Genomic DNA, 25004 nt, shown 5'->3' with positions numbered 1-25004 from the left:
ACTATAGCAAATACAGCTATTTCTGACATAGAGTTAAGATTAAAAAATAGTTTTGAATTAAAGCCTTAAAAATGGCTTTGGATAAGACAGACCTCTGGCTGTCACAAAAGAAATCTAGCTTATTTTAGGTGGAAGCCAGATCGAACGGAAATCTGAAGAAATAAAGATTTCCGAGTAAAAGTAAGTTTGTTTTTTTTCAGAAAAACCAATTAGAGAGTGGTTTTCTGTTTGAAAAATTGCCATTGGCGAAAAGCCACAGCTACTGGTTGGCGTACAGGAATTTCCCATGCAGCTCTTATCACAGCCATGTTTTTTGTCTTTCGAATCTTTTTTGCTGCAACAATCTTTTGCAGCAGATTCGTTTTTGCAACATGACATTTCTTTTTTTGTTCCATGCGCATACGTAAACGTTGGCCCCATCAGGAAACCAATCGTAACGAATAGCAGTATGTAGAACTTTTTTGTCATAGTTGCGACAAAGATATTTTTATTTACCGGCTTAGCTTGTTAATTTTTTTGTAAATATTTTAGAAAAGATTCAATATTGCGGAAGTTTTTAATTGTTCTTTGAGGATTGCAAGTTAAATTGGATATAAAGTGGGTTCTTTATTTTGCTAAGTTCAATACAGTTTCGTTTTATAAAAAGTTTAGATTATTATTTTCTGCAAGCAGGAGTTTCACGTATGTGTTTTCGTAAAATTTTAATTCCGCTAGGAATGTTTTTTTGTAGCAACTGATTTTAATCCGTTGAAAAATAGTTTTTTTCATTTTGTAAAGTTCCATAGGAACGGAACATATTTATCGTGTTTATATGTTCCGAACCTCAGGTTCTTTATTTTGATTAAGTATTTTATTAAAAAACAATATTTACGGTATCTCCGTCTTTAATAACTTTTTTGACGATTATTTTTTTGCCTTCAGAGATTGTTATTTTTAGTTTTTTATCGGCTCTTTCCACCGTAATGTCAAAATCATGTTCGAATGCACTGATGTGGCGCAATTTCATGATGGGCCAGGATTTAGGAAGACGTGGAGTGAAGTCAAACGAGTTCAAAGCTGTAGGTCGGATACCAAACAATCCTTCGGTAAAAATTCGACAATACAATCCGCTTTCAGCTGAAAGATGACGCTGATCTCCTTCGGGATAAGCTTCTACAGGGTAGGGTACGTGATCTCCTAGTAAACGGCGGTTAGAATAGTAATGCAGAAAATCCAGTGCTTTGTCGGTTTCTCCCGCTGCGAGTACGCCTCTTAGGGCATACAAAGTCGAACGATCCCAGAAAATTTTGTCACCCGCTACGCTGGCAAGACCGTCCTTTGTCCATAATCTTGGTGAGAATAAGGCCTCAATGGTTCCATCTTTTCTATCGTAGATGCCCATCGTGAGCGGCGTACAGATCCAGGCTCTTAGAATATCATTCTCTTTGTAGTATTTGTACGTTTCAAAACCTTCTACTTTAGCACCAAAGTAGTTTTCAATGGCTGTTTTTAATTTTTGAGCCTGGGCTTTGTAAGCCTTAAGTTGTGCTTCGTTTTTCCCTAAAGCTTTACTCAAATAAACAGCAGAATTCAAAGCATCATAATATAAAGAAGAGGTGTTTAAATTGGCCTTTCCGGCAGGAAGACGGCCTTCAAGTTCATCAGAATCGGAAGTTACAATACCATCAGAATTTAATTTTCTATGGCAATACTCCAGGCACCATTCGATCAAGGGCCATAATTGTTTGGCTTCATCTGCATTTCCTCTCGAAAGTGCATAACGCGAAGCTCCATAAGCAATCATCGCACCATCGCCACGATCACCGGCTCCGGCCCAAATATCAGTTCCTTCGGCTACAATCGAACTCGGAATAGGTTGGTATTCTTTGTTCATAAATTTGGCAAATTGTAGATAAGCATTTAGTGAAGCCTGATTGCCATAGTCATAACCTAAGAAAGGAAAAAACGGACCTATATATTCGGCCTGATCATTGGCCCAGATAGCAGCATAGTAAGATTCTCCTCCCGGACCGTGCATAGGACCACCTTTGGTTTCAAAAATACTTTCAGAAGCTCTGATTTTGGCAAAAGCAAATTCAGTATTTAAAACGGGATCGGGGGTTTCTAAGATGAGTTTGTCCCAGATATTCTGAATTAGTTTAATGCGCTTTTCTTTTTCTTCTTCGACATTTACAACAGGAACCTGCTCGTTTGTTTTGACACCTGAATAGAAAACAGAAAAACGAATAGTTTCATTGGTCTTAAGAGTAAAGTTTCCGGAGTTGTAAAGATCAACATGTATGGCATAACTGCCTTCTGTGCCTTTTGCGGGATCTGTGGTGTAAACGGTATTCGATTTTGGAATTTCTACGACACAGTTTTTTTCAGAAATGTTTTTAAGAGTATAAATTTCACAATAACCCGCTAAAGTTGTTGACGGAAAAAATTGTCGGGTCAATTCCAGTGTATTGCCTGCTTTACTCTTCACAAGTAGTGTTCCGTCCAAAGTTAGTGAAGTCACTTTTTCTGCTGCAATAGGTTTGTAGTTCACAGTTACCAAATTAAAACCGTCTTGCGAAAACCTTCGTGTTAAACTGGCATGGGTATTATTAGGAATGGTTCGGAGCATGGGCCAGACCAAACTGCGGGTAGCACGGAACGAACCGTCTGCTGCAATGCCATACCTTAGAACAGTTGAAATCTTCTTGCCACTCATTTCGATATGATCGTCATGCGGAATGTTGTTGCCGATCTGCCACGAAATAGTGCCGTCCTGATTGATCTGCCAGCGACGGTCTTCCTGCGAAAATGTTTTCCACACTATGGAGAAAAAAGTGACAAGGGCCAATAGAATGTGTTTTTGTTTTTTCTGAAAGAATCTCTTCATTAGAATTGTTTTTTATAGGTTTTGGATAATTACCGCCAGCAGCTTTTATTTATCGTATTAGTAGTGTTTGTTTGTGTTGTTTTTAGATAAATTTTTTTGTGATTTATTATTTTAAAGATGCAGTTATTTTCTGTCCGGAATTTAAAGGGACATCAACAAATGTATAGGAATTTCCGTTAACATCTTTTTTGTGGCTGGCGGTAATTTTTTTATGGTTGAGAACTATTGTTTTATAATTTCCGGAAAACATAATGCGCGATTGTATCGGATGGGTTCCTTTGTTGTAAAGCGTCGTTTTTTGACTTTCTTGTTGGATAAATAAGAGGGTATTTAAAATGGGTAAATTGTCTAATTCAGCGGTGGTATTACTTTTTCCGCGGTATAAAGTAGTGATTGTTTTGGTGGCTGCATCAGGTTCTATACCCATGTAGCCGTGTACAATACCCTCGATTACTCCAAAAGAAACTTCGGGATATTCTCTTCTTTTGGTTGCAGGATCGGTTAGGTATAAGATGTATTCATAAGCTTTGTTTTCAAAACCGTATTTGTACAGTAAGAAAGGGAGATAAGATAAATTTTCGACATTGTTTTTCCCCGAAATAATATGTTCAATTGTTTTTTTAGTACGAGTAGAATCTGTTAAAGCATCAAACCATAACAAAAACAGTTCACCGGCATCTTTGCTAAAGTTTCCGTTGCTGGTGTAAATAACATTATAAGTTGAGGTTGTATTGTCCCACCAGGTTTGTTCAATCTGCTGCTTGTATTTTAGAGCTTTTTCTTTGAAGATTTTAGCCTTTTGGAAATCTCCCTTGTGTTCTAAAATGGCAGAATAGGTGAGTAGCCCCCGATAAATCGCGGCAACTAAATCGATACCCATTTTTAATCCCGGAATTCCTTCTGAGTAGGAGGCAAGACCACGGCATCTGTGAAAATCATCTTTGCTGTTAAAAGAGACAGGAGCGTTGGGAAATTCCGGTCTTGTTAATAGAGAGTCAGCATCGAGTGTCCAGCGTTCGATATAGCTGGTGGCTGATTTCTCGAAGAAGTTTTCAAATTCAGGATTTCTGATATAACTTTCATCGCCTGTCCATAAATACAATCTCCAACAGGCAAACAGTATATCAAAATTACTGTTGAGGTTGTACCAGAATTCTTTATCATTTCGATAATCCTCAGGTGCAGGTTTTCCGTATTTGTTAATTTCCCAATACGAACACCAGTCTTTGCTTTCTGAAATATTTTGAGCAAAGAGAGACAGCATGTTTTTATTTTCTTTATGCAATCCGAGTATTTCTGCGCCAATACTTTGATGTGCGACATCCCTCATGCAAAAAGCAGATCGGGAAGGCAGTGCGGCTTCATACCACGGTCCAACCGGATCATTTGAATCTCCTTTATAGCTTAGGGCCATATCTTTGGCACGATTAAAAGCAAGTTCTAAAGCAGGATCTGATGATTTGAAAGTTGTTGTATTTTGGGCACTTGTACTAAAAAAGAAACAACAATTTGCAACTATAAGTATAAATCGGTATTTCATGAGGCTGTTTTTTTATTTGAATTGGGTTTTAAAACCGGAGTAAAATTTTAAAAGCAAACCCACACAATTTACAGAGTGGGTTTGCAGCATTACCAGTTTGTTTGATCGACTATACCATGAGACTGATAATTTATTAAAGCGAAATAGTAAATTCTAATTGTAACCTGGGTTTTGAGTAAGATTTGTTCTGTTTACTTCATCTCTCGGAATTGGTAATAAGTAATGCTGAGGTTTGAAAAAACGATCCTGTACTTTAGTGTAGGTGTAGGTTTTTGACCCATCTCCGTTTTTGGTAATCACAACCCCCATCAAAGGTTTATTTTCGGTTTGCTCGGCAATTTTCCAACGACGAACATCATAATAGCGGAACCCTTCCAGACATAATTCGACTTGTCTTTCATTACGGATTTTGTTTTCTAAAGTCGTACCGGTTAAACCTGTCAACGGATTTGTTATTCCTGCACGATGTCTGATTGCATTTAAATATTGTATGGCGGTACCTTCATTACCCAATTTGAACTGTGCCTCGGCATAGTTTAGGTAAATTTCGCCTAAACGGGAAATAATCCAGGCTTTGTTGGTTTGTGTTTCATTGTTGTAGTTGTAGGTCGTGTCACAATATTTGCGGAAAGTGTAACGTGTTTTACTGGCATTCCAGGTATCCCATCCCTGAGGAGAATCTAATCCGCCTTCATAAAATTCAGCTTTGTTTGAACTTCCGGCATCATAACGGTCCTTGAAGAACTCAGGTTTTCCGTAAGCACGTCCATCATATACAATGTTCTTATAAAAACGCGGATCTCTGTTTACATAAGGTTTCTGAGGATCATAACCCGATGATGGATCAGTAATGTCCTTACCATCTGCTGTTCCGTAAGCATCAATATGGCTCTGGCTTGGTGCAAAATTAGCCCAGCCGTGAAAACCACTAGGCGAATTAAACATTTCTACACCGTTAAAAGCACTCCATTGAGGATCTTTACTGGATAAACGGGAACAAATAATTTCAGAATTATTGGTTGTAAAAAGATCTTCGTATTTTTTGTCATACAGCTGATAAATATTTAAATCAATAACGGCTTTTGCAGCATCGGATGCTTTTTTCCATTTCGAAATATCATTAGTCGTATTCCATTGCGGACTTGCAGCATAAAGTAATACTCTGGATTTGATTGCAAGAGCGGCACCTTTGGTAATTCTTCCAAGACTGGAAGTATTTAAAGGTAGTAAATCGGCAGATTTGTCTAACTCGGTAACAATAAAGTCTGTACATTGCTCGTAAGTGCTTCGCTCTACTTTGAAATTACTGTTAAGATCAAAAGGAACGGTTACAAGAGGGACTCCACCGTAATCGCTGGTTAATTTAAAATAAGCATAAGCTCTCAGAAAAATTACTTCACCCTTTAATCTGTTGCGGGTAGCCTCGTCACCCGGAACATTATCAATTCGGGATAAAAAAATGTTGCAATTCTGAATGGTAGCGTAGGTAGGTTTCCAAATATCAAAATCACTTGCATTATCCGGAGTAAGAGCACCTGAATTTAGTGTCCAAATGTCATAATCGTTAAAATTGTTAAAAGCTTCATCACAGGCAGTCGACAAAATCCAGCTGCGATTTGTTTTATTGTTCCAATTGTGCTGTGTGCTGGGTAAAACATTGTAGAGATTGTTTGCAAAAGCTTCAGCAAGCTTCAAATCATTCCACACAGTTGCATCTGTATAGGAATCTAAGGGAACTTTATCAAGAGGATCTTCACTGCAGGAAGTAAGTGAGGCAATGCTAATAAAAAGAGAGGCAAGAATGAATACCTTCTTTTTTATATTGATGAGTTTATGTTTTTTATAATTTTTCATGTCTGGAATTTTTTTGTTGTATGATTATAATTCAATACTTACACCTACTCTGTAGATACGGGTTTGTGGATAATTGATACCTGTGGTATTGTTTGTTTCAGGATCACGGTTGTACTTTTTCATCTGATCAATAGAGAAGAGGTTCGTTCCGCCGGCATAAATTCTCATGTTCAATACTCCAAATCTTGAAAGCGCTTTTTCCGGTAATACATACGATATCTCTAATGATTTTAGTCTGAAGAAAGAAGCATCTCTCAACCAAAAGTCAGCCGGAATATTATTTTTATTATCCGAATCGTTAAAGGCTACAGGGTATTTTGAATTCGGATTATCTGCTGTATATCTGTCATTGTACAGCCATGTTGGCGGTGCTACAATTGCTCCCTGCCCCTGTGGCAGAATCATTTGTTTGGCTTTTGATTGCCCTGTCCAGAGTACATCAACAGAAAAACCTTTGTACTCAGCTCTCATTGGAATACCATAAGCAATTTTTGGTGTCGCAGATTGTGGAATTCTAACTTTGTCATTAGAAGTTATATTTCCGTCTCCATCTGTATCTTTTACCCAAAGGTCACCCGGTTTCGCTCCTTCAAAATGAGCAGAACCATCAACTTCTGCCTGTGTGCGGTAGATACCGTTTGTTTGATAAACGAGCCAGGAATCGATCGCTTTTCCGGTTGATTTTTGCCATTCCGGAATGTTTGAAGCCTCATCGCGAAACAGTACTTCACTCTGCGCATAAGTAAGATTAAAACCAATACTGTATTTGAATTGATGGCTCGTATCGGCATAATTTAAAGACCAGTCAACCCCTCTGTTAACCGTTTCCCCAATATTTTCTTTAGGAAGTGCCAATCCAGTGTATAAAGGCACAGACGCATTTCTGGCAGTTAAAATATCAGATCTTTTGTTACTGAAATAATCAAAAGTAGCAGTTAGTTTGTTGTTTAAGAATCCAAAGTCAAGCCCTACGTTTGTCGAATGCTGCACTTCCCAGGTAATATTAGGGTTAGGAGTAGACGAAAGATAAATACTGTTGTTTAAGGTATAATCTGATCCAAAATAACTGTAATTCTGCTGATTGGTAGTCAATTGATATCGTGTTAAGAAAAGGTATTGGTTAGGATAAAACACACCATTAATCCATTCACTCAAATCATCGTTACCCATTTTTCCCCAGGAAGCTCTTATTTTAAGCTGGTCAATTGCTTTTATATTGTTCTTGAAAAATGATTCTTCGGATATTTTCCAGCCTGCAGATACTGCAGGAAATACTCCCCAGCGCGTTGAAGACGGAAAGTTAAAAGATCCGTTGTAGCGGGCAGAAACTTCAGCAAAATATTTATTATCAAAGTTATAGGCAATTCTTCCCAAGTAACTTTCTCTTCCGTCCTGGTAAGCGCTTCCGGTTGCATTCTGACCTTTGGTACCCCCTGTAAAAATCTGATCCAACTGATCACTCAGCAAATCTCTTCGGTAGGCATACGTTTCGGTTTTGTCAGTTGTAGTTTGTTCGTATCCCACAAAAGCATTAAAAGCGTGTTTATTGAATTTACGATCGTAAGCTAATTTTAAGAAATAAGTATTTTGATTCGTAATTTGCTCGTCCTGCATAATACTGGTTATGCTTGTACTGTTTTTTACATTGTTGTAGCTGTCATTTGCTTTGTCATACGAATAAGCATCCCATGGTTTGGTGAATCTTTTTTCGCTGCGGACATTATAGTCAAACGCAGCATATCCGTTCAGAGATAATCCTTCAGTAATCTTTGGTAATTTCAAATCAAATCCTATTTTCGGGTTAACAATCAGGTTGACTACTTTATCATAACCAGCCGCTGAAGAAGACATTAGGATTGGATTTCGTCCATTTGTAATTCCGGAAGATGGCAGGCCATTTTTCCAGTATGCCGGAATAAAAGGGTACATACTTACAGTTTCGTGCATAATACTTCCCATGCTAATCGCCGGATAATTTCGGTCTTCCTTACGGGTCGCAATGTCCAGATTCACTTTTAAGTTTGATGAAATATTTACATCGATATTCGATCTTAAGTTGAACTGTCTGTACCTTTCGTCGCTATACCTGAGATTACTTTCCTGATTTAAAAACTGACCGGAAAAGAAATACTTCACCTGTTCGTTACCTCCGTTTACAGAAAGAGAGACATTAGACTGAGGCGCATCTTTTCGATACACTTCTCTAAGCCAGTTGGTGCTTGTATAGTTAGGATCATTACCTGCTTTGTATTTGTCTATATCAGATTGCGTATAAGGAAGTGTCGTTCCTTTGTTGGCGTTTAATTCGTTATAATAAGTCATGTATTGCCAGGCATTCACTCGCTCATCCATTCGGGTTAATTGTTGAATGCCATAAGAACCGTCAATTTTGATGGTTGGTTTGCCCTCTTTTCCTCTTTTGGTGGTAACCAGAATTACCCCGTTAGCAGAACGCACTCCGTAGATGGCGGCCGATGCATCTTTCAAAATTGTAACTGACTCAATGTCATCCGGATTGATTCTGTTCAGGTCACGATCCGGAATACCGTCTACAACAACCAGAGGGCTGGTACCGCCTCCAAATGAGTTAAACCCTCTGATTAAAAGGCTGGAACTGTCATCACCGGGTCTCCCTGAACGGTTGTTGGCAATTACCCCCGATACACGTCCGGCAAGACCATTTGAAACGTTCGCTGAAGCATTTTGTGTCAGTGCCGATCCTTTGACAGAAGCAATTGCTCCGGTTGTAGAACCTTTTTTCTGTGTACCGTATCCTACCACAACTACCTCGTTTAGAGTTTGATTTTGTTCTTCAAGCTGAATAGTTACGGCATTGGCTGCAATGATTTCTCTGGTAACAAAACCGGTAAATGAAACAACCAGTATACTATTAGAGTCGGGAACTTCTATGGTGAAATTACCGTCGAAGTCTGTAGTTACTCCGGTCTTTGATCCTTTTACTACAATGTTAACTCCCGGTAAAGGCTCACCTTTTGTACCTGTTACTTTTCCTTTGATTGTTTTTTGTTCGGTAATAGATGACTTTCCGCTGCTTGCACTATTCTCAGTAAGAGGGATGTAATTCAGCTTCGAAGAAAGTCTGATGTCTTTAAATTCAGTTGCAGCAGAAACCTGCAAAGTCACAGCAAACAGAAATCCCGATGTTAGTTTGGTAACCTTCCAGATTTCGTTGCTAAGCCAGTCGATTTTTGGCTTGTCTTTGGTTAATAATTTCATGGTTTTCTTAGTGGTTTTGGTTAGTAATGAATTTTTTAATTTGTCAGATCTGCTCTCCTTTTTTCTTTTTAGAAGCAGACTGGATGTGTGGAATACTGATTTGTCTGTTTGTGAAAAAGAGATAAATGTGAAAATCAAAAGTATAAATGTTCTAAAATCTTGCATACCAGTACCTACCAGTTTTTTTGCGGTATATTTAATAAAATGGCGATAAATAATTAAAAATTAAAAATAAAACGGATAATATATGAATATAAAGCACAAAACCACGAACCATTTGTAATGGAAGAATTTTCTTGTATTTTGGAAAGTCAAAACTAAACGGACTGCCGGAATGGAAGAATAGAAAATGATTTTTTTTAGAAAACAGCAGGGAGGATAGATTTGCATGAAAATAGCAGAAATGCTTTTGCAAATAAGGTTTTTACCTGATTTTAGAGAGATTAATTAAGACAATTAAAAAAGTTACTTTTCTTATGGAAGGAAGTAAAAAGAGATTTTATCAGATTTTTTGCTTTAATGATCATGATGATCATTTTCATCCTTAAAAGTGGGTAATATAGTATCAGAATTAAAATAGTAGCAGAAGTGGTATAAAATTCATTTTACGCAAGATTAAAATAAACTGGTGGGTACTGGTATGGGTTATTGTTTGATTGTTATACTTTTGAAATTCATTTTTGACTAAATGAAAATAGAATAAGGAATACCACAAACCAAACATAAGAAGCAATCTCTTACTATTACCGAACCATTTTTTATGAAAAAAAAACTATTTCTATTGGTTTTTACAATGCTGCTTTGTAAAGCTAATGCACAGGGAGAACAAATTCAGATTGAGACTCAGAATACTGCTTTGATTTTAAAGGCAGGAAAGAACGGTGTGCTGTATCAGTCTTATTTAGGGACAAAACTTAGGGATAATTCCGGATACAATGTAGTTTCGAAAGAAAGTACAAAATCGTTTGTGGTTAACGATGGAAATCCGCTGGTTAATTTAAGACATCAGGCTTACCCGACTTTTGGAACTGAGAATTTGTTTGAACCCGCAATTCGAATGACGCATAATGATGGTAATCCTTCTTTGGAATTAAACTACGTGAATCATAGTACACAAAAATTAGATGCTAACACGACGGAAACTATTATCAAACTTAAAGACCCTGTGTATCCGGTAGAAGTTACACTGCATTATAAAGCCTTTTACAACGAGAATACAATAGAACAATGGACCGAAATTGTGCATCATGAAAAGAAACCGGTTATGTTGTACAATTACGCGTCATCGATGCTGCATTTTGATGCCGATCATTATTGGTTAACTCAATTTCACGGAGACTGGGCCAAAGAAGCTCGCATGCAGGAAAGTGAATTGACAAGTGGTACCAAGATAATTGACTCGAAATTAGGAGTTCGTACCGATATGTATCAAACTCCGGTTTTCTTTTTGTCTCTAAATGCTAAAGCCAATGAAAATTCAGGTGAACTTGTGGCGGGAACCATTGCCTGGTCCGGTAATTTTAAGTTTACTTTTGAATTAGACAATAAGAACTCGCTTCGAATCAGTTCCGGAATCAATCCGTTTGCTTCCGAATATAATCTTGAGCCTGGGAGAGTATTTACAACACCTTCTTTTATTTATACTTTTTCGAATAAAGGAAAAGGGCAGGCAAGTAGAAACCTGCATTCATGGGCTAAAAAATACGGAGTGAAAGATGGAGAAAAATCCCGTCTGACATTATTGAACAATTGGGAAACGACCTTCTTCAATTTTGATGAAAAGAAATTGACCGACATGTTTGCCGATTCTAAAACGTTGGGCGTTGATATGTTCTTATTGGATGATGGCTGGTTTGGAAACAAGTATCCAAGAAGCGGTGATAAATCAGGACTTGGAGATTGGCAGGCTACTAAAACCAAGCTGCCAAATGGTATTGGTTTCCTGATGCAGGAAGCTGAAAAGACAGGAATTAAGTTCGGAATCTGGATTGAGCCCGAAATGGTAAATCCGAAGAGTGAATTGTACGAGAAACATCCGGATTGGGTGCTGAAATTACCCAACCGACCGGAAAGCTATTATCGTACCCAATTGGTTTTAGATTTATGTAATCCGCAAGTGCAGGATTTCGTATTCAAAACAGTAGACGATATTATGCAGACCAAACAAGGAGTAGCTTTCTTTAAATGGGATTGCAACAGAATGATGACTAATGCTTATTCGGCCTATTTGAAAAATCAGCAGTCACATTTGTTTATTGAATACACCAGAGGTTTGTATAAAGTTTTGGATCGCATTAAAATGAAATATCCAAATTTACCTATGATGCTTTGCGCCGGTGGCGGAGGCAGAACCGATTACGGATTGCTTCAATATTTTACAGAATTTTGGGCAAGCGACAATACCGATCCTTTCAACAGAGTATTCATCCAATGGGGATATTCGCAGTTTTTTCCCGCCTTTTCGATTTGTAACCATGTAACTTCCTGGGGAAATCAATCGATTAAATTCAAGACTGATGTAGCGATGATGGGCAAATTAGGTTTTGATATTAATGTAAAAGAACTGAAAGAAAAAGAATTGAAATATTGTCAGGAGGCCGTAGCCAATTATAAGCGATTGAGTCCGGTAATTTGGCATGGTGACCTGTACCGAATGATTTCTCCTTATGACGAAAGCCGTGCTGTATTAATGTATGTGAACGAGTCAAAAAGCAAGGCTGTTTTGTTCTCTTATACGCTTCATCCGCTTTATGATCCGCAATACAATGCAGTTCGTTTCCAAGGGTTAGATCCAAATAAAACCTATAAAGTGGAAGAAATAAATCTGATGCCCGAAGCAAAGAAATCAGTCGAAGAATCCGGAGAATCTTTTACTGGAGATTATTTAATGAATGTGGGTTTACGCGTTTCTTCGTCTAAAGTCGAAAGCAGTGTTGTTCTCGAAATTACAGAATTGTAGTTAAATTAGTTTTTGTATAGACGAAAGGCCTTTCGATGGAAAATCTCCATTTGAAGGGCTTTTTTATTTTGAGAGTAAAGCAATATGCAGATAGTTTTAAATGGATAGTTATGACCTTTTGGGCATGTTGAAAAGTAATAGCCATAGATTAATGGATTGAAAAGATTAGAGAATCTGCGGAATCTGCGTGTGAAAAAAAATCTTAGACATAGAAACATTTAAACCCGACAGGTTTTTAATACCTGTCGGGTTTGAGTATCAAATGTAAAAAACGATTATAAGTAATCAGTTTAAAAAACCGCAATCTTTCCCGTTTGTACTCCACCTGAACTAGTTATTATTTTATAGAGGTAAATTCCCGAGGGCGTATTTTTTAAATTGATAGTATTGATTTTAGAAAGAAATGAAGAAGTAATAATATTTTGTCCGCTAACATTGTATAGGTAAAAAGTAGCGGCTTCCACTTTTTTTGCTTCAATATTTAATTCTTCATTTTTGCTTAATAGTGTTGGGTAAATCAGAAACAAATCATCACCTAAATAGTTAGCATCAATAATTTGGGAACTTACGGTAGTATTGCTCCCTAATATGATATTGATTTTATATTTGTTACTGCCTTTTATTGGAGTTGTATCCAGAAAAGAGAAGGTTTTCGATTGAACATCGTTGAGAGTACTAATGACACTTTCAGTTGAATTATTGATCTTTACTAAATCTATTCTTTTGATGTTGTACAAGCTAAAAACACTGGCACTGACCTTTATTTGGTCTTCTTCCAAAACTTCAGCCAAAGTCAATTCAAAGTAACAATTTGAGTTTGGATCATACTGTAAGGTCGACTCGCTTTTTATTCCTTCACTATCATTTATCACAGGAGTAACAGTGTAAATTTTTCCGTCAGTATAAGCATAATTGTTGTCAGTTACCTGTTCTTTAAATTCTAAATGATCACTTGTCAGTTGATAAATTCTAAACGAGGTAACATCTGCAGGTTTGTCCCAATTAATTTCTGTTGTGCCGTCGCATACTAAACTGGTTCTGATGTTTAAATCGTAGGAAACGGTGAAGGAATCCGATATATAATCTGTATTGCCAATGGTCATTTTTAGTTTTGCTTTCGAGAATTTTTTCTCTGCAGGAGCATAAGTAAATTGTTCGCTATCTAAATGGATACTATTTGCTATAATCTCCCAGGTCTGTCCATTATTATAACTGATCGACAATTGACCGGAGGCACCGGAAAAGGAAGAGCTCCATTTGAAAGGAGAAACTATTTTACCATCATAAGGGAAATTATCGTTAGCAAGAGGGTAGTTCCATTCAAATTGATTTTCCGGCTCATATTCGTAAGCGACACTGTAATCCTGAGAAGCATTTGAGACGTATGTACCGTTAACAGTAATAGTATAAGTCCCGGAAGTCGGATTTTCAACCGCTACCTGTTCGACAGTATTCAGTTTGTCTTTTCCTTTAGTGGCGGGCTGCTGAGGAACTTCAGGATTCAGAATCCAGGGCAAGAAAGTAGTATGGTCGGATGAAATGACTTCCAGATCTAAATCGTTTACCAGACTTATATTGCTGTTAATAGGAGCGGGTAAGTCGTTCCAGACTAAGGTTACTTTTAAGTTTTTCGCATTTGGAGGAAGTGTAATAGTATGTGAATTGGTTTGACCGGAGGCCAATTTATCGTTTATAAATCTGTTTTCACTGATTGTTTTCAGACATTTATCAGCATTGATATTACCGAAGCCATAGGTAAAATCAGGGCCAGTGTTGCCCAAATCTTTTGCACTATTAACGAGAATGGCTTTTGCTAAGGCATTAGACAAAGTAGTATTATGTATCGTTTTATACTGTTGCTTCATAAGAGTGATAATTCCAGTGGCCAATGCAGTAGAATTTGATGTCCCTTGCGAGCTGTAAGCAACTACTTCTGGTTTTATTCTGCCGTCATAAGCAGGGCCTTTTGATGAAAAAGACAGGATGACTTCATTCTGATCTACACAACCGAAGGCAATACTGTTTTTAGATTGTTTAAAATTACCGGTGATAGATTTATAGCCTTCCAATCCTTTATTACCGGATGAAAAGCAATGCGTCAAATCGGGATTTAAGGCCAATTGATTGTCGTAAGCATTTGCAAGTGAACCATAAAAATTCTCAATCACTGTACCATAAGAATGATTTTGAGTGGTGGCACCCTGTAAAGTGGCTATTTCATCGGGATAGAGATTTAAAAAGTCAGACGATTGTAACTTCGCTTTTATGGCAACCCCTTTTCCTAAAACAGAGCTATTTCCCAATCCCGAAACTATAGTGGCCATGGCGGTTGCGTGGCTTGATACCGTCGAAGATTGTGTTGAGGAAGGAATATGTTTGTTGAAGAGATCAACATCTTTTGTATCAAAAAGCTCATCTTTGATAGAGGTAATTTGATTTTCACCTGTGAGAAGAGGGAAATGAATAAGCGCTTTATTTATGGCATTGAGCGTAAAGTTTTGATCTGCTATTTTAGACTCGCTTTCAGGTTGCAGTGCTTCTTGTGAAACAGCAGTGACGCTGCTCAAGGAAATAATCTTATCAAGAATGGTTTTGGAATCACTTTCTATAATTACAAGATGATCATCAAGTATTTTAATAACAGAAATGTTTGCCAGCTTTAAATCAGTAAGGAGCGATTCAATAGTATTAGTGGCTATGATGTATTTTTTGTTTTCTTGATGATTTGAAAAATCCGAGGGCAATTTCCACAGATTATTAACGGGAAGTACCTCTTTCGACGACCGATTGTATTTTGAACTTTTATTTTCAACAATACAATAGGCAGCGTCTAATTTTTTTACAATAGTGTACTGATTGCGATGTGCATTTTCGATATCCGTAAGTGAGTATTTTTCAAATGTTCCGTCATTTTCTTTCTTTAAGTATTGCTCCCATTTTTTGGAGTTTTGCGACAAACAGATGGTCGTTGCCATAAAAAGGAGGGATGTAATTTTTATCTTCATTTACTATAGGTGTTAGGGCAATTGTAACCATTTTGATCAATATTATGACAAAAACTGACTTTTTTAGCGATGTATTACTTTTTAAGTTTACGATAGAAATCTTTTTTAAATACTTCTAATTGAATCGAATATCGTCGCTAAAAAATCAAAGTTATCAAAATATTTGTAAAAATTTTATTCGTTTTTATTTCGTTCGGAACCCCTGATTTTGGGAGGCTCGGTTAATTTTTAGGAACTTTCAACTGTATTTCGAAGCTGTTAAGCATTTATCAGATTTGTTTTCACCCGCGAAGTATACGAAATCTAAAATTAATTTTTTTTGAGATTTTGTTTTGGTGTAACATGTTGATTTATATTGTGTTGCTTGTTTTCGCTGGGCTTATACTAAATTTTATGCGATTATTGCATAAAAAATAGAAAAATAATTTAACAAAATACATTTAATTTGTTAAATTACTGCTTTTATAAGTATTTTAATACTAAATCTATGTAGTTTTGACAATAAAGTAGTAATATTTTGTAAAGACCCTAAAAATATCAACTTATTTAACTAACCAAAACACTTTTAAATGAAAACAATTAAAACAACCTTACTTTTGTCGTGTATAGCGCTATCGCTATTGTCTTGTAATAAAGAGGATGAGGTAACTCAACCAAACAAAGAAGCTCTAACAGTGTCACAAGATGTGTTAGATAAAATTAGCTCACTTGCATTGAACAACAATGATGTTCAGGTAATTAAAAATACCAAATTAGACGGTACCACTGAAGATGCTTACCTGGTTGAAGGTGACATCGTTATAACGGATGCACAATTGAAACAAATGGATCTTCACGGAGGTATCACTTCAGAGCAATATCGTACTACTAACTTGGTAGGTGCTCCAAGAACTATTAAAATTGTTGGATTAACCGGAACAGGTACAACAGCTCTTTCTGCTAATATGCAAGCCGGATTACGTGCAGCAGTAAACAGATACAATAGTTTAGGATTGACGATTAACTTTACACTAACTTTCGGATCAAGTACTACAGGTGCAAACATAGTAGTAAGAAGACAATCCGGAGGTGCCGGTGGAGTAGCCGGATTCCCTACTGGAGGAAATCCTTATAACTCAGTTACATTGTACTCTGGATTAGATACTTATTCAGTAAATGTAAACGCTCACGTAGCAGCGCACGAAATTGGTCACTGTATTGGTTTACGTCATACAGACTATTTTAGCCGTCAAAGCTGTGGACAAAATTCAAACGAAGGAGCTGCTGGTGTTGGAGCAATTCATATTCCGGGAACTCCTACAGGATATGATTCAACTTCATACATGAGAGCATGTTTCAGCTCAAATGAAACAGGAGCTTTCAATAGTAATGATATTACTGCTCTGAATTACCTATATTAGAAGTTGAATTAAAGCGTTCTTTGCAAAATATTCGAGGCTGTTCCGTAATTGGAGCAGCCTCACTTTGTTTTGGGTAATTGCTTCAGATTTTGTGTTTGCTGATAAGGTAGTTGAACACCTCATGTCAATCCTGATTTCTTTGGTTAAAAAACAGTAACTTAAAAGTAAAACGGGTAATTCTACGTAGCTGTAAGATTCTATTTTGTACTAGATTTATTACTTAAACCCTAATAATCGACAAATCATGCAAAACAATGAAAATTCACCTATTCCAACGGGATGGGTTGGCGGATTCCCGCCAGCAGGTTCACCTATGTTATATCCAACACGGGATCTTTCCTCTTTACCGATGTTGAGTAACATGGATAATATTAGTTTTTTACAACGTCAGCTTGGCGTAAGGTGGCCTGAATTTAGCTGGGAAACCCAAAAAGACAGTCCTAATAAGAGAAGATGTTACCAACAATTTGCACCTTACATTTCCAGAGCGGGTTATACTGATGAAGGTCGGGTGTATTCTGTTATCTGCCCGCAGCAGGGAGTCTGGCTTAAAGATGAAATTTGTATAAATGTTGAGGTTACGGTTACCGGACAAAGAGGCTGGGTTAACGAAGTAACAAAAGAGATCGCCATAGACATGACAGTGGAAGGTAAAATTTGGTTAACGCCAAATGAACAGCAAGGCGATAAGATCAAAGAGATTTGGCCGCTATTGGAATATAGCTTTCCAAAATTTCCATTGAATAAAGATAATGCCATAAGAGTTACTACACACAAGCAGAATGATCCTGATCAGCCTATCTTTGAAGTGATACATGGATTAAATCCTGAATTTGAAAATCCTCCGTTTGCATTACATGAGGGTAAAGCATTTGCTACCGCTTATCTGGCCGTTGAAATTGGAGATATTAAGTTAACCAAAGACAAAGTTGTTGATGATTTTAATCATTTAATCATGAAAGCTTTTAATATTGGTTCAGGAAACATGCTTCAGCCCGGAAATACCTTGTCATGGAATCTTTGGTTTACTGAACCCGCTTTGGTCAATAAAGAAGAGTGGAAAAATCACGCTAATTTTTGGAGAGAATCTATCGATGTACACCATTGCTCTCCTACCGGGAATGGTACTGATGCCCGATATTTTGACGGAAGTAAATTTAGCCCAGAAGCCAATGCAGTAGAGGAGATAATTAAGGAAATTATCAATTATGTTAGAAAGCATCTTTAGGCTTTTCGAGTTAGTTTAAAAGTCTTTGTTGTTATATTCCAATGTCATTCGGCTAAGGGGAAAAAGATAAAATGATTGCTGATTTTTGATTAACGATTTTTGATTTAAGATGGGGTAAATTTCTTAAAGCTAGTAGTTTACTGTTTAATCGGAAATCGTTAATCTTTAATCAAAAATTCTTACTTCTAAATTTACATTCCGAAATCCTTTTAATCTGTACTACTTTTTTTGATAAACCTTTAGGGGTTAAAAGCCTTCGACTCTGCTCAGGGTGACACTTGGTTCTGTAATAACGGTTGTCTGGCTGAGCGAAGTCGAAGCCTTCTTTTGATATTTAATGTTTAATCGGAAATCGTTAATCTTTAATCAAAAATTCTTACTTCTAAATTTACATTCCGAAATCCTTTTAATCTGTACTACTTTTTTTTGATAAACCTTTAGAGGTTACAAGTCTTCGACTCCGCTCAGGGTGACACTTGGTTCTGTAATAACGGTTGTCTGGCTGAGCGAAGTCGAAGCTTTTTTTTGATGTATTCAAACTAAGATAAATCATTGATTTATGTAGTGTACCATTGAATAAAAAAGAACGTACTTCTGAATGTACCAAATTATATTGTAAGAAAGGCGAGTATTTTTTTATTTAATGCGTTAATGGTGAGGTGCAATTAATTTTTATATTTGGGAATTAAATTAGTGAAATGAGCGAAAATAATAAACCGTATGCCTTAGTAACTGGTGCCAGCAAAGGCATTGGAAAATCGATTGTTTATGAATTGGCTAAACAAGGTTATCCGCTATTGCTAGTGGCAAGAGGTGAGGAGGAATTAAAAGCATTATCTGATGATCTTCAGACTAAATACAGTATCGCTGCTCCAATTTTACCAATTGATCTTTCAATAAATAGTGCCTCCCTAAAAGTAATCGATTGGATAAAAAGTAACAATTATCCGGTTGGTATTTTAGTTAACAATGCCGGTTATGGTGTGTGGGGCGATTTTAGTGCGTCTTCGCTGACCGATCAGCTTGGCATGATGCAGCTTAACATGCATGTAATTGTAGAGCTTTCACATTTATTAATGCCGATACTTTTACAGCAAAAGCAAGCTTACATTTTAAATATATCAAGTACTGCTGCCTATCAGGCCGTACCTACACTGGCTGTTTATTCTGCTACAAAGGCCTTTGTTTTATCGTTTACCCGTGCTTTGCGTTTCGAACTTGCTAAAACTTCCATTTCGGTAACCTGTTTTAGTCCGGGTCCGGTTGATACCGGTTTTGCTGCAAGAGCTGGCTTAAATCCACTTAACAAAATGGCCGAAAAGTTTAATATGCAGCCTGATGAGGTGGCGAAAATTGCCGTAAAAGCCATGTTCAGCAAAAAATCTGAAGTTATTCCGGGGTTTACAAATGTTATTTCAGTCTATGCTAATCGCTTACTGCCAAAGGGATTTATCGAGAAAACAGCCGCCGGAATTTATAAAGTTTAATTTTTTTTTCGAAAAAAAAGTAAGAAAATATGCTTTACGAAAGATAAATTGTATTATCTTCGCTTTAATATCTACTAATTCTATAGAATATGTATAATAAAAAGAACTTGTTTAATTTTTATAAAGAGCGAATGCACGCAAATATGCGAATGTGCTGTTGTTGCTGTTGCTGATCTTTTAGAAAAAAATATAAACACTATTCTTTCAATTATAAACTCTATTTATTATGATATCTTCTTATAAAACATTTACCCTTACTGAACAATTAACTACTGAGCAAATTGACTTTTTTAACGAATATGGTTTTATCCATTTCAAAAAATTTATAAATCCGGAAACGGTTTCATCAATTATTGATGCCTCAAAACAAGTAGAGCAAAAGTGGATTGACAATGACCTGAAAAAGGTAAACGGCGTTCCAATTAAATACGGAAAAGATTTAGATGGTTCTCCTATTGTACAGCGTTTTGCTTTTATCAATCAGCATCACCAAACCTTAAGCGGTCTTTTACTGGATCCAAGATTTAATGGTTTACTGCAATTAGCAGGCGATGACGCAAGATTAGGCACCGAAGAAAAAGACGGAATGGTTTTTAATCATTATATCAATGGACCGGAAAGTAAGTTTACCAAAATGGGCTGGCATACAGATGGGTTGAGAGATATTTTTTATGGGGCAAAATTAAACCCAATGTTAAATGTGGGGATTCACCTAAGTACTTTAAAACCCGAAAATGGAGGTCTTAAAATCATTCCCGGCACCCATAAGCAAAGTGTTTATCAAATGCTTTTTCGCAAAAAATACTTTTTAGATAATAAACCCGATTCAGAGGAAGTTTCCATCAATCCGGAAGCAGGAGATTTAACCATTCACGATGGCCGTTTGTGGCACAGAGTGGCAGAATCCTCTATCCGTGGCGAAGAAAGTAGAAGGAGAGTTATTTATGTTCCTATTATAGCAGGAAAATATGCTCCTAAAAACGAGAATAGCCCAACGGTTTTTTATCAACGTTTTGCAGGAATAGTTAAGTAATATGCTGTTTGTTATCGCATTTAGTTATCTGGTTAGATCAGGTAAGCTAAAAAGAACTGCCGATTTTTTTAAAAATACGCCAAGGAAAATAAAATTAAAAATGGTTAGACTGGAAGTAGCGATACTATCCGGCTTACAAATATTGCGCTATTAATGGGAAAAGAAACACAGACTGAAGAGCATAGCGCCATTGTACAAAGAGCATTTTCAGACCGTAAGCGAACTAATATTTTAAAAAAAGCAGAACAGTCAACGATTGTATTTTTACTTCCAAAGGTGCCTGAATTCATTTCGCCAAACGGTCTCACTTTAATTGGGACGCTTGGTTCCGGATTAATTTTTTTAGCTTTTGTTTTAGGAACTTATGTAACCGATTGGTATTTGCTTTTGGCGATTATCGGATTGGGAGTAAATTGGTTAGGCGATTCTTTAGATGGGAGATTGGCGTATTACAGAAATATTCCACGCCGTTGGTACGGTTTTGCACTCGATATTATTGCCGATTGGATTGGTATTGTACTCATAGGTTTTGGCTACTACATTTATGCTAAAAATGGCACACAAATAGTAGCCTTTGCTTTTGTCGCCTTGTATGGCTGGTCGATCATCATCAGTCAGTTGCGCTACAAAATTACAAATGAATACAGTATCGATTCCGGTTTTGTTGGTCCAACCGAGCTTCGATTTATCATTGCTTTAATTTTAATTATAGAAATTTTATTTCACGGATCAATCACCTATTTGGCAGGCTTAATTACTATTATATTGTTTGTAATTAATACGATAGACAGTGTAAGGCTTTTAAAACTGGGTGATTTAAAAGACAAGTACCAGGACTGATATGTTCAGTAAAAAATCCATTTTCACTTTTTTGCAGGCACAAGTCGCGGCATTTTTAGGAGGCATTACCGATTATGGCCTGATGATTTTATTAACAGAAATATTCAAGTTGCATTTTACCTTTTCTATTCTAATCTCCGGAACCGTTGGCGCAGTTATCAATTTCAGCATCAATAGATTTTGGGTATTTAAAAATCAGTCGGGCTATCAAAATCGCATCAATAGTCAGCTTTTTAAGTTTGCGTTAGTGGTTTTGGGAAGTATTTCTTTAAAATCGTTTGGGACGCTTATTTTTCAAAAAGCATTTCAAATCGATTATAAAATCGGAAGATTAATCACAGATAGTTTTGTCTCTTACGGATTTAATTATCCGCTGATAAAATATTGGGTTTTTAGAGCAAACAAAAAACAAAACGTAGTCGAATCAAATTAATATAGAAATAACCAGTCGGTTGTAAGTCATAGTTTTTCTATGTGTTGAAAAATACTAGCGACAGATTAACCAAATAGAGAGATTATAAAATCTGCAAACCCGAGCGATAGCGAACAGGCGTAGCAATCCGCTTAATCTGCGTGAAAAATGTTTCCAGCCTGCACTGAGCGGAGTCGAAGTGTGTTAAAACAATTACATCCAACAGCTTATATAAAATTTTCGTTATGAATAAATTATACTTTAAAGATTTTACAAAATCACTGATCGTAATAAGGATCTTAGTACTGATATTTTCAGGAAATCTGGCGGCACAATCTAAGAATCCGTCGCCATTAAATTTCCCAACACCTAAGAATATAGACAATATGCTATTTTATATTCAGCGGGACCCTAATATAAACACTGCTATTTATGCCATAAACTACCAGGAAAATGGAAAGATAAACAAAAGCAACCCTATAAAAACGTATTGGATTCGATATGCTGAGAAAGGAGAAAAAAAAGAGCTTAATTATTTACAACGCAAATTTGCCTATGGAATAGAGAGTAAAACGCTGGATAATGAGGAGTTCGAGTTTAAATTTGTTTCGTATAAAAAGTTGGCCTTAACCTTGAAAAAGATAGAGGCGGATCAAAAATACCATGTTTTTGCAAATGTAAACCAGAAAAAAATACAGGTAGAAAAAATATTTGTACGCATTGAAGGAGGTTCTTTCTGGTTACCCAACGTAAAGTATGCCGAAGTGACTGGAATTGAGGCGCTCTCCAATAAAACAATTACCGAAAGAATGTTGTTGAAATAAGATATCCTCGTTCTCCGAAGTTTTCTCATGAAAAGCTGCGCAAATGTCTCTGAATTTGCGCTTTTTTGTTCCTTAGAAATTATAAACGAGATAAAAGTCTCCCGACTTTTTACGTTTAGTTTTTTTTTATTGTTGTGGATTTTTTTACATTCAGGAGAAATATTCTAAGAAAGTTATTTTTAAAATCAGAGATTTTATGAAGTTTCTGTTTTTCAATTATATTTGTTTAAAATGGCGCAAAGTCAGAGACATTTGCGCAACGTAAAGAAGAACACTTCGGAGAGCGGGACATTTGCGCAGCGTAAAAAAGATGAACACTCCGGAGAGCGGGGGGGGGTGGTTCCGGTTCCTTTAGAATAATCTATAATGGTCAAGTGCGATCTTGATTCATGAATAATTACGTTGTATCTCATAAGTTAGTATAATTGAGTCTGATTATGTTTACTAAAAAAAATAATAGATGAAAGTTTTGATTGTGTTAGTTTTCCCGCTCTTCGAAAAGTTCTTAAAAACAAAAAATCGCAATGATCTAAGTTTAGATTATTGCGATTTTTTTGTGGAGTCGCCGGGAATCGAAAACTAAAACGTGAGTTTTTTAAAAAATAAGTAACTGAATTTATTGACTTTACAAACAAATTAAAATGGTTAAAAATTAGTTTTTGTTCACTTTTTTGTTCACTGTTTTATATTTGGAAATATGTGTTTTATGATGAGTCAGGTTATTTTAATTCGCCTGTTTCGAATGCAGATTCATAATCGATATAAACTGGAATCATGCCATATCCTTTGAAAAGTAGATAGGTTTTATAGCCTCTGTTTTTGTTACCGATTGTTTTTATTTTGGTTATTACTACTTTTGCATTTGCAATTACTGTTCCTGTTGGTTCGTTTCCTTGAGTTATAAACATGAATCTATCACCTGCTCTTGGGTAGCCAATATTTAAAGTGTCGCCAACTTTTATTGTGTTTCCTGCTTTTGACATGTACTCTTTAAAACTGCTTTCTGAATCAATTTTGTTGTATTGAGCCGTTTGAGCATTACAAAATACTGTAGTTAAAATCATTGTGAGAAGTAAATTTTTCATATCTAAAGTTTTACATTTTTCCAAATATAAGAATTTTCTACTCTTCTTTTTTATGGATTTCCTCAGCTTGTTTTATGATTTCTATTTGTTCTTTTAAAATTGAAATAATTTTTTCCTGATGGCTATAATCTTGTTTTTTATCCTTTAAAAGTTTTATTGTTTCAAGCCTGGCCTCTATTTCTTCTTCTTTTTCTGCGATTTTCTTGGTGTAACCAGTGATTGGTTTTGTGAAATATTCTACAGGTTCGGCTAATAAATTTATATGATCTGGTTGTAAAATATTGTACAGAATATCTCTTTTTGATTCAGGGATCACTTCGCCTTTTTCATAATTTACAATTGTCTGCCTGGAAACACCAATCTTTCGTGCTAATTCACTTTGTGATAACCCTTTCTGAGTACGTAATTCTTTGATATTTAAATCGTTCATAGATCTTGATTTGTAATAAAAAACATAAAACAATGTTAAAGTTTGTAAAATATTGTGCAACAATTGTGTTGTATGTAAAATATTGTACATATATTTGTCTTGTCAAATAATTTTGTTGTTGTATAACAATTCACATGCCAAACTTGACAAGACAAGACAAATATATGGAAAATATTATACAAATAATTCCGGTAAATGAAGAAATGGCTTTGCTGGTTAATGCTGTGCGTATTCTTAATAATTATAAGGCGCTCGGTTTTGTAAAAAGGGAAGGGTTTGTAGAGTTGATTATGGATGCAGATCATTCATATCATACTCGTGAAGGAATGAAAAAATTAGATAATTTTTGGGCGGGAAGGGTGAAAGATTCTGAACTGAACAAAGATTTAGAAAAGATTTACGACGGTTTGAAAACTTCCTGATTAATCCTTTTATGAAAATGATTCTTATACCTGAAAACGATTTAAATGTCTTGCGGGAGACGTTAGAAGTGGCCTTGAAAATTATTCGAGGTTATGGTGTGGCTGGGAATTTTAATATTCCCAGTACCACGCTAAAAGAAACTAAAAAGGATCGAGAGTTTAAGTATTCTAAAATGATTGACAATAAAATAAGGGGAACTAAGCCGGATTACTTAAAAAAATATCATGGAAAAAGTTAGCGTTGAACAACATAAAGTTATAAATGAAATAGAAGTGCAAGAGCCAATTGACTTGGTGTGCAATTCTGCTACTCGTGTTTGCTATCCTGAATCATATTTTGATATGATTGAACAATGTAAAAGCTGTGGAAGATGTGTTTAGA

18 protein-coding genes are annotated in these 25004 nt (G+C 36.2%); 10 read left to right on the top strand and 8 right to left on the bottom strand.

The annotated features are described in order from the left end of the window. Positions 1-114: 114 nt before the first annotated feature. From ACAM30_RS01835 to ACAM30_RS01815, 5 genes are all read right to left on the bottom strand, one after another. On the bottom strand, positions 115-468 hold the full coding sequence (locus ACAM30_RS01835) for a hypothetical protein (protein ID WP_369616963.1): 354 nt from the start codon (positions 466-468) through the stop codon (positions 115-117). 385 nt (positions 469-853) lie between these two features. Further along, complete coding sequence (locus tag ACAM30_RS01830; protein ID WP_369616962.1) at positions 854-2866, bottom strand: hypothetical protein; 2013 nt, start codon at positions 2864-2866, stop codon at positions 854-856. A gap of 106 nt (positions 2867-2972) precedes the next feature. Then, positions 2973-4406, bottom strand: a complete 1434-nt coding sequence (locus ACAM30_RS01825; RefSeq protein WP_369616961.1) for a hypothetical protein — start codon at positions 4404-4406, stop codon at positions 2973-2975. A 153-nt stretch (positions 4407-4559) separates the two neighbouring features. Then, the gene (locus tag ACAM30_RS01820) at positions 4560-6260 is read right to left on the bottom strand and encodes a RagB/SusD family nutrient uptake outer membrane protein (RefSeq protein ID WP_369616960.1); all 1701 of its coding nucleotides are present in this window, start codon (positions 6258-6260) and stop codon (positions 4560-4562) included. 24 nt (positions 6261-6284) lie between these two features. Beyond that, entirely contained in the window at positions 6285-9497 is a 3213-nt protein-coding gene (locus tag ACAM30_RS01815) for a SusC/RagA family TonB-linked outer membrane protein (protein ID WP_369616959.1), read from the bottom strand. A gap of 760 nt (positions 9498-10257) precedes the next feature. Between ACAM30_RS01815 and ACAM30_RS01810 the strand changes: the two genes are divergently transcribed. After that, positions 10258-12456: an alpha-galactosidase gene (locus tag ACAM30_RS01810; protein ID WP_369616958.1), complete on the top strand. Its 2199-nt coding sequence runs from the start codon at positions 10258-10260 to the stop codon at positions 12454-12456. 290 nt (positions 12457-12746) lie between these two features. Here ACAM30_RS01810 and ACAM30_RS01805 read toward each other — a convergent pair whose 3' ends face one another. Beyond that, positions 12747-15461, bottom strand: a complete 2715-nt coding sequence (locus ACAM30_RS01805) for a S8 family peptidase (RefSeq protein ID WP_369616957.1) — start codon at positions 15459-15461, stop codon at positions 12747-12749. Between the two features lie 569 nt (positions 15462-16030). Between ACAM30_RS01805 and ACAM30_RS01800 the strand changes: the two genes are divergently transcribed. From ACAM30_RS01800 to ACAM30_RS01770, 7 genes are all read left to right on the top strand, one after another. Beyond that, entirely contained in the window at positions 16031-16861 is an 831-nt protein-coding gene (locus tag ACAM30_RS01800; RefSeq protein WP_369616956.1) for a M57 family metalloprotease, read from the top strand. 244 nt (positions 16862-17105) lie between these two features. Then, complete coding sequence (locus tag ACAM30_RS01795; protein ID WP_369616955.1) at positions 17106-18089, top strand: hypothetical protein; 984 nt, start codon at positions 17106-17108, stop codon at positions 18087-18089. Positions 18090-18787: 698 nt separating this feature from the next. Beyond that, the gene (locus ACAM30_RS01790; protein WP_369616954.1) at positions 18788-19576 is read left to right on the top strand and encodes an SDR family NAD(P)-dependent oxidoreductase; all 789 of its coding nucleotides are present in this window, start codon (positions 18788-18790) and stop codon (positions 19574-19576) included. A gap of 226 nt (positions 19577-19802) precedes the next feature. Further along, positions 19803-20609, top strand: coding sequence for a phytanoyl-CoA dioxygenase family protein (locus tag ACAM30_RS01785; protein WP_369616953.1), 807 nt, complete (start codon positions 19803-19805; stop codon positions 20607-20609). Positions 20610-20762: 153 nt separating this feature from the next. Then, a complete protein-coding gene (locus tag ACAM30_RS01780) occupies positions 20763-21449 on the top strand; it encodes a CDP-alcohol phosphatidyltransferase family protein (RefSeq protein WP_369616952.1) in 687 nt (228 codons plus the stop codon). A 1-nt stretch (position 21450) separates the two neighbouring features. Next, a complete protein-coding gene (locus ACAM30_RS01775) occupies positions 21451-21882 on the top strand; it encodes a GtrA family protein (RefSeq protein ID WP_369616951.1) in 432 nt (143 codons plus the stop codon). A gap of 224 nt (positions 21883-22106) precedes the next feature. Further along, a complete protein-coding gene (locus ACAM30_RS01770) occupies positions 22107-22685 on the top strand; it encodes a DUF4833 domain-containing protein (RefSeq protein WP_369616950.1) in 579 nt (192 codons plus the stop codon). A gap of 719 nt (positions 22686-23404) precedes the next feature. On the opposite strand, the gene ACAM30_RS01765 is transcribed toward ACAM30_RS01770, so the two are convergent. Next, complete coding sequence (locus ACAM30_RS01765) at positions 23405-23770, bottom strand: hypothetical protein (RefSeq protein ID WP_369616949.1); 366 nt, start codon at positions 23768-23770, stop codon at positions 23405-23407. 37 nt (positions 23771-23807) lie between these two features. After that, positions 23808-24200: a helix-turn-helix transcriptional regulator gene (locus tag ACAM30_RS01760; RefSeq protein WP_369616948.1), complete on the bottom strand. Its 393-nt coding sequence runs from the start codon at positions 24198-24200 to the stop codon at positions 23808-23810. Between the two features lie 164 nt (positions 24201-24364). Here ACAM30_RS01760 and ACAM30_RS01755 point away from each other — a divergent pair, with 164 nt between their 5' ends. Next, positions 24365-24622 (top strand): hypothetical protein, encoded by a 258-nt coding sequence (locus tag ACAM30_RS01755; protein ID WP_369616947.1) that lies wholly within the window; start codon positions 24365-24367, stop codon positions 24620-24622. Positions 24623-24633: 11 nt separating this feature from the next. Then, a complete protein-coding gene (locus tag ACAM30_RS01750) occupies positions 24634-24861 on the top strand; it encodes a hypothetical protein (protein WP_369616946.1) in 228 nt (75 codons plus the stop codon). The last annotated feature ends 143 nt before the right edge of the window (positions 24862-25004 follow it).

This window comes from Flavobacterium sp. CFS9 (assembly GCF_041154745.1).
Classification (GTDB): Bacteria; Bacteroidota; Bacteroidia; order Flavobacteriales; family Flavobacteriaceae; genus Flavobacterium.
The sequence above is the reverse complement of the archived record's forward strand: the minus strand, read 5'-3'. Positions and strand labels throughout refer to the sequence as shown.